This window comes from Pedomonas sp. V897 (genome assembly GCF_051304405.1).
In the GTDB taxonomy this organism is placed as follows: domain Bacteria; phylum Pseudomonadota; class Alphaproteobacteria; order Sphingomonadales; family Sphingomonadaceae; genus Pedomonas.
Map to the genome: position 1 here is coordinate 26172 of NZ_JBPPGG010000008.1, position 13586 is coordinate 39757.

Here is a 13586-nt window from a genome sequence, read left to right on the forward strand (position 1 = left end):
GGTCATGAAAAAGTGTTTGATCAAACTCGGCCTCTCCACACTGCTCACCGGGGTGTCGCTTCAGGCTCTGGCGCAAGACCAGGCGGGCGCGGCTCTGGCTCCGTCCGAAACCGCCGCTGACGACGACGGCCTGGTGTTCCGTCTGCGCACGCGCAGCTCGGCGCGGCCGGTGACAACCGGCACCCATGCGGGCTCGTCGTCTGGGGAGCTTGAGCCCGACCGGCGGGCGACGGTTGCGGTGGAGCCGGCGGGCAAGGCAACGGCGCTCGGCAAGTTCTCGGTCTCGCTGCCCAATGGCGGCGCCATCTGGGCGACGGAAGACCCGACGCTCGGCCAGCCCGAGCTGTCCGTGTCCGCGCCTTCGATGGTGGCCTATGACGGCAAACGGATCGTCGATCCGGTCCAGTTCTTCGTGCGCGGCAACTATCCCGGCTTCATCCGCAAGATGGAGATTTCGGTCTACCGCAGCACCGACACGGATCTGGTCGAACCGCTGGCGGTCATCCCGCTGGAGGTTGCCGCCGTCACCCAGGCCCACTGGGATGGCGCGCTTCCCGGGAAATACCGGTTCCGCACGGGCGACGCGCTGATCTACGTGCTGCGCGCCTATGGGGCGAACGGGGCGTTCGACGAGACCATCCAGCGGACCATCCAGCTGGCGCGGCCCGAGGACGTGGCACGCAACAATCAATTGCTGCGCAACACCATCGAGAAGACGATGGGCACGGCGCTGACGACCGACCAGGCGCGGGCGCAGAACCTTCTCAACGACGTGTTCGGCAGCAATGGCCTGCGTCAGCAGAACATCACCATTCGCGGCTCGCGCATCCGCATCCATGGCCGCAATCTGCCGGAGAACACGCAGCTCACCATCAACGGGGAATCCTACCCCGTCGATCTGGAGCGCAAGTTCGTTGCCGAATACCTGGTGCCCATTGGCCGCCACGCGTTCGACATCGCGCTCAAGGGCAATACCGGTGGCGAGACTGAGCAGCATCACCGGCTCGAAGTGGAGGTGACGGGGCGCTATTTCTTCGGCGTCGGTCTTGCGGACCTGACGCTGTCCACCAGTGACGCCTCCGGCTCGGTCGAGCCGCTTGCGGTGGATGACCGCGTCACCGACGACTTCCTCTCTGAAGGGCGTCTGGCGTTCTACATCAAATCCAAGCTCGGCGGGCGCTATCTGGTCACGGCCCATGCGGACACGACCGAGCGCGAGATCGGCGAGCTGTTCAAGGGCTTCGGCAAGGCCGATCCGCAGGATGTGTTCCGGCGGCTCGATCCCGATCTCTACTATCCCGTCTATGGCGATGACTCGACCACCTATCGGGACGTGGACACGATGGGGCGGTTTTATCTGCGCGTGGACTGGGACAGGAACCAGGCGCTGTGGGGCAACTACCAGACGGGCCTCACCGGCACGGATTACGCGCAGTATGTCCGCTCGCTGTATGGCGCGGCGCTCAACCTGCGCTCGAACGCCACCAATCCGTGGGGCGAAGCGAAGTCCGAGTTCCGCGCGTTCGGGTCGCAGGCCCAGTCCGCGCCGGGTCACAACGAATTCATCGGCACGGGCGGCAGTCTGTATTATCTGAAGCACACCGACCTGCTGCCGGGCTCGGACGTGGTGTATCTGGAAATCCGCGACCGCACCACCGGCCGTCCGCAAAAGCGCGTCCAGCTCACGCGCGGCGCGGACTATGAGATCGACGAGCTGCAGGGCCGCATCATCCTCACGCGCCCGCTTGCCCAGATCACCCGCGAGAACATGCCGTCGCTGACGCGCGATGCGCCGCTCGACGGCTACGAGCAGCGCTTGATTGTGGATTACGAGTGGGTGCCGTCCAACTTCGACAGCGACGAGACCACCCTTGGCCTGCGCGGAAAGCACTGGCTGGGCGACCATATCGGCATCGGCGCGACCTATATCGACGAAAACCGGGCGGGTGAGGACTACACCCTCTACGGCAGCGACATCACCTTGCAGGCGGGGCGGGGCACGTACCTCAAGGGCGAGTTCGTCCGCACCGAAGCGCTGGCCGCGCCCACGTTCTTCTCGACCAACGGCGGTTTCGATTTCACCCGCCTGAACGGCACCGGCCCTCAGGAGGGAGAGGCGAAGTCCCTCGAAGCACGGGTCAATTTCACCGAGCTGGGCTGGGTGGCGCTGGACTGGAGCGCGGCCGGCTGGTGGCGGGAGACGGACGCTGGCTATTCCACCAGCCGTTACAACACCGGCCTGCCCACCACCGAGTATGGCGGCGAGGTGCTTGGGCAGATCACCGAAAACCTGGGCATCTATGCGCGCTTCAGCAAGGCGGAGCAGGGGGCGAATGCGCTCGTGCAGGCGCAGGGCAGTCTTGACTGGCGGATCGATGACAACAACAGCCTCGCCGCGGAGATCCGCCGGGTGGACGAGCAGTCCGTCTATGCGGACGCCGCCGGTACGCTCGGCGCGCTGAAATACACCCGCCGCATCGGCGCCAACGTTGATCTCTATGCGCAGGGCCAGCTCACGCTCGACGATGACCACGGACGTTATCGCAGAAATGACATGGTGCTGGCGGGCGGGCGCTATTTGTTTGGCGACCAGTCCTCGATCGGCGCGGAGGTCGGCACCGGCGACCGGGGCGACGCCGCGACCATCAACGCGGAATACAGGCTGGCGCCGGATCACAGCGTGTATGGCGCCTACACCTATTCGACCGACACCACGGAATACGAGAACCTGCTGAATCCCAGCCGTCAGAATGGCTGGACGGTCGGTCAGCGCTGGCGGCTGTCCAACCAGGTCAACGTGTTCAACGAAAGCCAGCATCTGAAGGAGGCAACCCAATCCGGCATTGCCCATACCTACGGACTGGATTTCTATCCGGCGCAGGGCTGGAGCACCGGCGTCACCTTCCAGACCGGCGAGCTTCGCAACGAGACCGGCGGCATTGTCGACCGGCGGGCGGTGAGCGTGCGTCTTGGCCGCACGTCGCTGGACACCGACTGGCAGAGCAAGTTTGAGTGGCGCAAGGACACCGGCGCGGAGCGGCGCGAGCAGTGGGTGACCACCAACCGCATCATCCACAAGCTGAACGAAAGCTGGCGTATCGCGGCCCGGTTCAACTACTCCGATACGGATGACGCGAACAATCCGCTGGCGGGCGCGAAGTTCATCGAGACCAATCTGGGCTTTGCCTGGCGGCCGTGGAACAGCACACGCTGGGGCGTGTTTGGCCGCTACACCTATCTCTATGATCTCGCCACCCTGGCGCAGGTGGGCGGTGCGGACTACGACCAGAAATCGCAGATCGTCTCGCTTGAGGGCGTCTTCCGGCTGGACCGTCACTGGGAGGTGGCCGCCAAGACGGCGCGGCGCGAGGGCAAGGTGCGCATGGGGCGCGGCAGTGGCGACTGGTATGACTCCGCCACCACCTTCCTCGCCGGTCAGGTGCGCTACGAGGTGCTGTCAAAGTGGCATGCGCTGGCCGAATATCGCGTTCTGGATGTGGATAAAGGCGGCACCAAACACGGCTTCCTTGTCGGCGTGGACCGCGATGTCGCCCGGAATTTCCGGATCGGTGTCGGTTACAACTTCACCGAGTTCAGCGACGACCTGACCGACTTCGACTACGACCACCGCGGCTTCTTCATCAACCTGGTCGGCATGTTCTGATGCCGGCGGATGTATTTTGATGACGTTACTGCGGAGGGTCCGTTGGCGGGCGTGTGCTTGGCGTGTGGGCTGTGCGTGACCCGGCAGGAGGGAATCTTCATGTCTTGTATCGGGACGCCGTGACGCCGAGCGACACGGCGCGAACCTGACCATTCATCGCTACCAATATTTTAACCAGACGGCCTGCGGCGATCGCAGCGGGCGCGGCTGCGCTCCGGGACTCCGGGCCGCGCGCTGCCGCCACTTGCGCGGCAACTCCTTTGGTTTCTGCGGCTTGCCCCGTCGTGCGGCAAGTATCGGGCGGACGGAATTTAGTAAAACCGACCAACGAAAATGACCGGACAAATAGCTCCGAACAATTCATCAGTTCTGCCGATTACTCTGAGCAGGAAAATTCGTTGGATCGCAGACATCAATGCATCGAATATAACGCCACGTTTCACGAGGGGACTATGCAATATATGTCTGGAAATCAAAAGAAATTGTTTTTGACCATGTTTCTGGGAGCGAGTCTTTCGGCTCTTTCCGCGCCTGCTTTTTCCCAGAATGACGCAACCGCTGCGCCGCAAAGTGCCCGGCCGACTGTCCTCACCAACAAGGATTGGTGGCCGGATCGGCTCGATCTGACGGCGCTACGCCAGCACGAGGCCCAGTCCAACCCCTATGGCCCCGACTTCGACTACATCAAGGAATTCTCCACCCTTGATCTCGATGCGCTGAAGGCGGACATCCGCAAGGTGCTCACCACCTCCCAGCCGTGGTGGCCCGCAGACTATGGCCACTATGGGCCGTTCTTCATCCGCATGGCCTGGCACAGCGCGGGCACCTACCGCGTGGCCGATGGCCGCGGCGGCGCCGATGGCGGCGAACAGCGCTTCGATCCGCTGAACTCCTGGCCCGACAACGCCAGCCTCGACAAGGCCCGCCGTCTGCTGTGGCCGGTGAAGCAGAAGTACGGCCGCAAGATCTCCTGGGGCGACCTGATGGTGCTGACCGGCAACGTCGCTCTGGAGGACATGGGCTTCAAGACCATCGGCTTCGCGGGCGGCCGCGTGGATGCCTGGCAGCCGGATCTGGTCTACTGGGGCCCCGAGCTCAAGATGATGGGCGACCAGCGCCGCGATGAAAAGGGCAACCTCAAGGGCCCGCTCGCCGCAACCCAGATGGGCCTCATCTACGTGAACCCGGAAGGCCCGAACGGCGTGCCCGACCCGATCGCCGCCGCGGCCGACATCCGCCGCGCCTTCGGCAACATGGCGATGACCGACGAGGAAACGGCGGCCCTGATCGCGGGCGGCCACACCTTCGGCAAGGCCCACGGCGCGCACAATCCCGAGAAGTGCCTCGGCCCCGAGCCGGCCGCTGCCGGCCTCGAGCAGCAGGGCCTCGGCTGGGAGAACAAGTGCGGCAAGGGCCACTCGGAGGACACCATCACCTCCGGTCTCGAAGGCGCCTGGTCGGCGAACCCCATCCGCTTCACCACCCAGTACCTCGACAATTTGCTGAACTTCGACTGGGTGCAGACCCGCAGCCCGGCTGGTGCCGTCCAGTGGATTCCGAGCGATCCGGCGGCTGCCAACATGGTGCCGGACGCCCACGTGCCCGGCAAGCGCCATGCGCCGATCATGTTCACCACCGACATCGCGCTGAAGGAAGACCCGGCGTTCCGGGCTGTCCTCGAGCGGTGGCAGGCAAACCCCGAGGAGTTCGAGAAGGCCTTCGCCCGCGCCTGGTTCAAGCTGACCCACCGCGACCTCGGGCCCCAGGCCCGCTACCTCGGCAAGGACGTGCCGCAGGAGACCTTCGTCTGGCAGGACCCGCTGCCCAAGGCCGACTACGCCATGATCGAGGCGGCGGATGTCGAGCAGCTGAAGGGCAAGATCCTCGCCTCCGGCCTCAGCACCCAGGAACTGGTACGCACCGCCTGGGCGGCGGCCTCCACCTTCCGCGGCACCGACATGCGTGGCGGGGCGAACGGCGCGCGCCTGCGGCTTGAGCCGCAGCGCAACTGGGCGGTGAACAACCCGCAGGAAGTGGCCAAGGTTCTGGCCAGGCTGGAAGCCATCCAGAAGGACTTCAACACGTCCGCGAAGGGCGGCAAGCAGGTGTCGCTGGCCGATCTGGTGGTGCTGGCCGGCAGCGCGGCTGTCGAGCAGGCGGCGGCGAAGGCCGGATACAAGATCTCCGTGCCGTTCAAGCCGGGCCGGGTCGATGCCAGCCAGGAGCAGACCGACGTGGCCTCCTTCGCCTACCTCGAGCCCAAGGCGGACGGCTTCCGCAACTACTACGCGCCGGAGGCCCATCTGCCGCCTGCCGAGGCGCTGGTGGACAAGGCCGATCAGCTGAACCTGACCGTGCCGGAGATGACCGTGCTGGTGGGCGGCATGCGCGCGCTGGGCGCCAACGCGGGCGGCGCAACCCATGGCATCTTCACCGATCGGCCGGGCGTGCTGACCAACGACTTCTTCGTCAATCTGCTCGACATGGGCACAAAGTGGTCCAAGGCGGCGCAGCCGGGTCTCTATGAGGGCCGCGACCGCGCCACCGGCAAGCTGAAGTGGACCGCAACGCCGGTCGACCTGATCTTCGGCTCCAACTCCGAGCTTCGGGCCGTCGCCGAGGCCTATGCCTCGGCCGACGCGGGCGAGATGTTCGTGAAGGACTTCGTCGCCGCCTGGACCAAGGTGATGAACGCCGATCTCTTCTGAGCCTGAAGTCCCTACAGGCATCAGGAATGGAGGCGTCCGGAAACGGACGCCTCTTTTTTTGTGCGCAGGTAAACGGGACCGGAAGTTCATCCGTCAGGCAGCACCGCCGGTTGTTGTTGTCTCAAGGCGGGTTGATGCGGCCGGTCATCAACCCCACCAAACAATCTCCCGGACGGTGAAGCATTGCAGAAAACGGGTGCGTCGGAGATCGAGGCGTCATGACCAGGGGCATAAATGCCCAATAAAATCGCTTTGATCGCGGCCACGAATAAGTATGAATTATCAATAGGTTGTGATTATTATTCAAATAATTGTGGAATCATAATTCGAATTGTTACTAAAAAATGCCTCTCGCCATATCATGAATAATGTGGCAGGTATTGTTCCTATAGCCATCATTATGACTGTTAAATTTTCATTATTAATTGACGTTATTTGATGTTATTCCAGATCTGGCGAGGGTGTATGTCGCTAATCCTCAAGTGGTGCTGCTCTTTGCGGCCGACCGAGGCCTGTCGCCCGGAGCCGGACGATATTCACGTGAATGGGGTCGGAATATCTATTTAACGGGGGAACAAGAATGAAAAACAACCCGACGGCACTCTTCAAACTTTTGTTGATCACCTCCACGTCTCTTGGTCTTCTGTTTGCCGCTGGAAATGATGTTCACGCCCAGGTGCCTGCTTCGCAGCCTGAGCCAAGCGGGTCCGGTGACGCTCCTGCCGACACCCGGAACCGGAATTCGAGCGAGGAAAGTCCTGCCCCGGCAAAGCGTCAGGATCTGGTCCCTCCCGATGAGGCTCTGTACCCGGCAAGAGCCGGAAGTGAGGCCGGCGAACTCAACACCATTGTCGTGACCGGCTCCCATATTCGCGGGGCGGACACGAGCGTTGGAAGCCAGGTTATCTCTATCGGGCGTGAAGAGATCACCCAGGCCGGCCATGCGACGGTACGGGATGTCTTCCAGGCTCTCCCGCAGAATTTTGGCGGAGGCGCAACCGGTGAATTCAGTCTGGATGCCGGAAGCCGGAATAACGTGACCCAAGGCAATACGATCAATCTCAGAGGCCTGGGGAGCATTGCAACTCTGGTGTTGGTCAATGGGCGGCGATTGCCGGCAACGGGAAACGAACATGACGTTACGGATGTCTCCATCATTCCAGTTACTGCGATCGAGCGCATCGAGGTGCTTCCCGATGGTGCTTCTGCCGTCTATGGGTCAGACGCTGTTGCCGGTGTGGTGAATTTCATCCTGCGGAAGGATTTTGAGGGGTTGGAGACGACGGCTCGCTATGGAGCAGCAATTCCGGGCCGATTTGAGGAGTATCAGTTTGGTGCAGCGGCCGGGCATACATGGTCGAGCGGGAACGCTCTTCTGACGTATGAATTCACATCTCGGGAAAGGGTGCGGGCAACCGATAGGAAGTTCTCCCGTTCGAGCGATTTCCGTTCAAGGGGTGGGCAGGATCGCCGTTCGATCTTTGCAAATCCAGGGAATATCGTGGATCCCGATACGCTTGAAGTCCTGTTCGCGATTCCGGCCGGTCAGGATGGAAAGAACCTCACCCCAGACCAGTTGCTTCCGGGGAGCCAGGCCAATTACCAGGAACGGTCGGAATTTGTTGACCTGATGCCAAGGCAACGGCTGCACAGTGTCTACGGAACGGCGTCCCAGACCATTCTGGACAACCTGGAATTCTTTGTCGAGGGCAGGTTTTCACAGAGAAAATTCAATAACCGTACACCGCCGTCCAGTATTCTCCTTTTTGTCCCTCCGGAAAACCCCTTCTACGTGGATGCCTTTGGCGATAACCGGCCGCTTTACGTTGCGTATTCATTCCATCGTGACGGGCCGACCGACCTCAGAACGGGAAGGGTGAGGAGCTATAGCGCCACGGCCGGTTTTACGTTCGATCATGGTGGAGAGTGGCAAACTGAAGCTTGGGCATCCTATGTAAAGGAGAGTTCTCTACGGGCTTCCAGGGATACGATGACTTACGCCAAGTTGTCGGCTGCTCTGAGAGAAACGGATCCTGCGAAGGCTTTTAATCCCTTTGGGGACGGGTCGAATACCAATCCCGACGTGTTGGCGCAGCTGTTCTCCAACACGTCGGATGTGAAAGTGCAAGGAAAGGTTCGTCAGGCAAATATTGTCACATCGGGGCCGCTTCTGAAGCTCGGCAGCGATTATGTTCGTGTCGCCGCTGGCGTTGACGGCCGGATAGAAGAGTTCTCGAACACGCTCTTTGTGAACGACGAGCTCGATACAAATATGAAGGTCAAAAGGAATGTCGGGGCTCTGTTTGGTGAGGTGTTCATACCTCTCATTACGGAAGCCGACAACATACCTGGGTTCAACAAGCTTATAATTTCATCATCGATTCGATACGAGCGTTATAAGGACAAAAGTGTCATTCCTGAATCCCGGAAGCGGGACTCGCAGCATTCAACCGACCCGCGGGTCGGCATCCTTTGGTCCCTGGTCGATGGGTTCAATATTCGCGCAAGTTATGGAACATCGTTCCGTGCGCCTGGCTTGCATCTGTTAACTACGCCGAATTATGTGGCCACTCTTCTTCTTCCGGACTCTTCATCGCCAACAGGGAGTTCTCTGGCCTTGATCGCCATCGGATCGGCCGAGGATATTACCAATGAGACTTCCGACAATTTTACAATGGGCGTCGAGCTTCAGCCTACGGAAAGCACAAATCTCAAGATCAGCTATTTCAAGATCAAATTCAAAAATCAGGTCATTGATCCCAATTATCCCACAGCATTGATCGACCCGTCCTACGCCGAACTGGTTATCTGGAACCCGAACGCTCAGCAACTCGCCGATACGTGTGCGCTCGCAGCACCGGGCAATCTGGATGCATCACCTGAAAGCTGCTCAACGCCTGGCATTGTTCGCGCAATTGTGGATGCACGATCGCGTAACTTCAGTCGTACCTTGGCTGAAGGTTTCGATGTCAGTGTGACTCAGAGAATAGGAGTGGGGCGGGCAGGCGATATTCTCGTCTCTATAAACGGGACTTATATCGCGAACTTTGAAAATGCCATATCGCCTCGGGCACCTGCCGTCGACCGTCTGAATACGCCTGGAAATCCGGTTGATTGGCGCCTGCGTGGCAGCATTGCGTGGATGCCCACTGCGACTACCACGATCTCGACGTTTATTAACTATACCGATAGCTACAAGGATATCGTTCCCGATCGCAAGATATCATCGAATACAACAGTTGATCTCACTGTCGCGCACAACTTCGATTCCAAAACCAGCTCTCTCTTGCGGGATCTCAGTATAACGCTGTCGATCACCAACCTCTTCAATGATGCTCCGCCATTCTACGAAAATGTGACAACGGGCTTTGGCTATGATTCCGCAAACGCGGATCCCATGGGTCGCGTTGTCGCTCTGTCTCTCTCCAAGCGCTGGTAGCCGGCTCCTCAGGCGATTTTTCTGAATTTGTTCCAGAAAAAAACTGGTGAATTAAAATGAGATTCTTGATCCCGTGGATTGTGCCACTCTTGGGATTGGTGCAAACTTTTGCTGCATCTGCTGCGCAGCTTTCCGTCCCTGATCGAAGTCTTGTCGCACGATCGGTCGCAGAACAGCGTCCGTCCATGGATGTCATGCTCGTCGCCAAGGATGGGCAGGTGTCAGGGCTTGCTGAGGAACTCGGAAGGCGCGGGTACAAGATTGTATATCGTGCGGAGGAAATCGGCTATCTCCGGGTCGAGGTTCCGCCGCAACAAGTGTTGTCTCTGGTTTCGCACCCCACGGTTCTCGCTGCGGGACTGGGGCATTTCAGATATACAGCGTTGAGCCAGGACAAGTCTCCCGCGGCGCGGGATGAGACCCAGCCACATCAGATGACACTTTCCGATTTCATCAGGCTCACGCAAAAAGATCCTGTATACCACGCTATTGAGGAGATGCATGTATCCGCACTTCGGGTGGAAAATTCCCTTTACGACGGTCGGGGCGTCAAGATTGCGATTATCGAGAATATACCCGATCCTTTAGCGCCTGAGTTGGCCGATGCCTATGATCTGGATGGGCGGCGCATCAAGAAAATCGAGAACATCTATGCCTTTGCCGATCTGGGGCCTAATTCCCTGTCGGACAAGAACTTCCGGGCCAGCGGCTGGGTGAAACTGCAGACTCACGCAACGGATCGCCAACAGTCCATCAATCTGAATGGGCGAAGCGTGAGAATGCCGGGGGTGGGGCCATTCGAGGTTGGGTTTCTCGACGAGTCCGACTTCGTCCTTTACGGAAAGGATCTGAACTTCGATCAGAACCCGAGTTCGAAACCCCGGACATTTGCAGTGGCCCGCCGTCCTTCGGGGGATTGTGTGTGGGTCGACACAAATCAGGATGACGACCTGACAGACGAGCAATGTTACCTTCCCTATTCCAAGGACGGGAAAGGAGGCTTCTTTCGCGATGCCGCTGGCGATCCGGTCGGCGCGCGATTTTATATCTCAACGACGTTTCGGGAAGAATGGGTGCACATTGCCGTTCCCAACGACCATACCCATGCCGTAGCTTCCCTCGCCGCAGGGCAACCCGTTCTGGCCCCAAATCTGGGGTCTGCCGCGCCGGGCGCCCAGATCCTGCCGATTGCCGTTGATACGTCTCTCTCAACACTCATCGAGGCGGCAATTTTTGCGGCTCGTCAGGAGTCTGTCGACATCATCGTCAACATGCTGGCCGCAAATTTGGCGCTGGCACCAGACAACGCGATCGATGCGGTCATTATGGACCGCATTGCACAACACTACGGCAAGATCGTAATCGGCGGAGGTGGGAACTTTGCTCATAAAATTGGTCAAATCGGATCAAATGGGCGAGGTGCGAACGTTCTATCCATCGGGCAGTATGTTGGTGCTCGCTCCTGGGAGGCGCTGAACGGTGGACATTATGAGGGCGGTCCTGCCTACGCGACGTCTGCCGGTCCTGCACTGGACGGCCGTTTGAAGCCAGATGTGCTGGGAGTCGGATACGTCGTCACACCGCTGCCTCGCTACGTACGAGGTGCGGCGGATAATGCATGCCCAACGTTTGTTGCCACCAATAACTTTACCTGCTTTTCGGGGACCTCCGCCGCCACGCCAACCGCCACTGGCGCCGTCGCGGCCCTTATCAGCGCGGCACGTCAGAAAAAATTGAAGTTCACGCCTTTGGATATCGTGCAGGCTGTTCGGGCAACGGCGCATTTGAGCAACGGCGTTTCCACCCACGTGCAGGGGCGCGGTTTGATCGACGTTTACGCGGCATGGCAGTATCTCAACCGCCTGGTTGAGAACAGGGCCGCCCAGGTCAAGATTGACGTCATGGCGCCGGTCAAAACGGGGCTGGTGTCTGCGGGCCTTCAGGCTGATAAGGGGCCGGGTCTTTATGAAAGGGAAGGCTGGTCGCCAGGAGATGAGGGGGGGCGTGTCATAAAGCTGCGGCGCACCACCGGGGCGGATCGCCCTCTGAGGTTTTCCGCAAGGATTCTCGGTGACTATCAGCACACATTTTCCGGGCCGAAGGAGCTTGTCCTCCCCTTGAACCGGGACGTTCCGGTCGCCATTCGCATTCGCCCGAAGCAGGCCGGTGTCCATGCAGCCATACTGCGGATTGCCGATCCGGAGACAGGACTTGTGGCAGAGGATATCGCCCTGACTGTTGTTGCAGCAATTGATCTGGCTTCCGTTCAAGGTGAGGGCCTGTCACTTGACGTAACCTTGCACAATCCCCATGCGGTGAATCTCTATGTGAGAGTTCCGCCTGAAACTGCTGCGCTCAAACTCTCCCATACGGGAGGGCTTGGTATGGGCGTTGTCTTCGACGGGCCGTTGGGGCAACGCGGAGGGCCAGTCTACAGCAAGGGGACGATGGTCGGAGCGAGCGCTGAGGTTGTTGCGGACCGGTATGAGCAGATACTCCACCAGCCAACGCCCGGCGTGTGGGAGATCTCTTTTCTGAATTACTATATTTATGATACCGACCGCATGGGGCCTTTGCCTTTCCGAGTGAACATTTCAACGCTTGGTCAGGCCGATTTAGAAAGGGTCGCTGAAGCGCGCGGAGGAGTCGATATCTCGGGGGGTGTGTCTCCTTCCGGCTTCCACACCCGGATAATTCAGACGGCCTGGAAACAGGGCGTTCTTGATCTTGCGCAGGAGCGCCTTCCTGCGGTCATACCGATCCACATCCCGGAAGGTTTCCAGCGCATCGAAGTTTCCGCCGCCGTAAACAATCTGATGACGGCTTCGGCATCCAGCCCTTCCGAGATAGCGGTGCTGGTCGCCCTGCTGCAATGTGATGGGGCGTCATGTTCCTATCGCGAAGGCATCGCGGGAAGCAACACATCGACCCTGCTTTTTTCGCCACAGACTGAAGTGCAATGGTATGCCGTTATTGACGGTGTCGGCTCCGACAGTAAGTGGGCAAAGATCGCGTACAACATTTTCGTTGATGGCGAGGAGCGATCGGAAGGTGCCAAGAAATCTCTCACCTCATCCGGGAATACCTTGTGCCAAAGCAGCGCCACGGAGTTGCCGCATGGCTACAGGCTCATTGAGGTGAAAGAGCTTTATAGTGATGCATACCTTCAGGGTGAGTATGGCACCGACATGTTAACGGGCGAGCACCGCCTCTACGGACGCACAATTGTCCCGCTCGCCCGGTTGTGTGAGGCCCCACGGGGCGGTCATACGGCAACTGTCAGGTAGACATTGGTCACCGCGCGTAAACCCAGTCTTGGGAATGGAATTTTAACGCAAATGTCGCGGGATATGGCTCATGTCATCATCGCGCTGTGTGCATGACGAGTGCATCACGTGGAGCCTATCGATAAAAGCGCCCCAAATTTGTAAAGGAGAGTTGCGCCTTTTTGTTCCGAAGAAGGTGCGCTGATGTTTCAGGGTTTGATTTTTTTGCCGAAAGCAGGAGCGGCATGAGGCAGAAGTCTCATGCCGCTCCTTGTTTGCTTTAGTTAGGCCGGTTCATGAGCGAGTCCATGCCCGGCTTAGTAGAAACATCTTTGGTCTCAAAGGAGACGCGTCCAAGTTTCAGCATGTCTAATCTCCCAAGTAATGCGTTGCTGTGTGCTGAGCCTGCCCCAAGGCAGTATCTTACACATACCGCTGGTACTGAGAGTCAAACGGCTTGGCGACTGGGGTCAGGTCTTTGGTTTCGACAGAAACACGTCCAAGTTTCA

4 protein-coding genes are annotated in these 13586 nt (G+C 59.4%); all 4 read left to right on the plus strand.

Going from position 1 to position 13586, the window contains the following annotated elements:
- The first annotated feature begins 4 nt into the window (after nucleotides 1-4).
- The 4 genes from ACSJJU_RS14230 (at nucleotide 5) to ACSJJU_RS14245 (ending at nucleotide 13098) form a co-directional block, all read left to right on the plus strand.
- The gene (locus tag ACSJJU_RS14230; RefSeq protein ID WP_435916248.1) at nucleotides 5-3664 is read left to right on the plus strand and encodes a hypothetical protein; all 3660 of its coding nucleotides are present in this window, start codon (nucleotides 5-7) and stop codon (nucleotides 3662-3664) included.
- Nucleotides 3665-4158: 494 nt separating this feature from the next.
- Nucleotides 4159-6372, plus strand: a complete 2214-nt coding sequence (gene katG / locus ACSJJU_RS14235) for a catalase/peroxidase HPI (protein WP_435916271.1) — start codon at nucleotides 4159-4161, stop codon at nucleotides 6370-6372.
- A 580-nt stretch (nucleotides 6373-6952) separates the two neighbouring features.
- On the plus strand, nucleotides 6953-9811 hold the full coding sequence (locus ACSJJU_RS14240) for a TonB-dependent receptor domain-containing protein (RefSeq protein ID WP_435916249.1): 2859 nt from the start codon (nucleotides 6953-6955) through the stop codon (nucleotides 9809-9811).
- A 185-nt stretch (nucleotides 9812-9996) separates the two neighbouring features.
- A complete protein-coding gene (locus ACSJJU_RS14245) occupies nucleotides 9997-13098 on the plus strand; it encodes a S8 family serine peptidase (RefSeq protein ID WP_435916250.1) in 3102 nt (1033 codons plus the stop codon).
- Nucleotides 13099-13586: the final 488 nt, after the last annotated feature.

What these genes read in the sequence shown, in the direction of transcription:
- ACSJJU_RS14230 (WP_435916248.1), top strand. Translation starts at nt 5, where the DNA reads ATGAAAAAGTGTTTGATCAAACTCGGCCTCTCCACACTGCTCACCGGG.
- katG (WP_435916271.1), top strand. Translation starts at nt 4,159, where the DNA reads ATGTTTCTGGGAGCGAGTCTTTCGGCTCTTTCCGCGCCTGCTTTTTCC.
- ACSJJU_RS14240 (WP_435916249.1), top strand. Translation starts at nt 6,953, where the DNA reads ATGAAAAACAACCCGACGGCACTCTTCAAACTTTTGTTGATCACCTCC.
- ACSJJU_RS14245 (WP_435916250.1), top strand. Translation starts at nt 9,997, where the DNA reads ATGGATGTCATGCTCGTCGCCAAGGATGGGCAGGTGTCAGGGCTTGCT.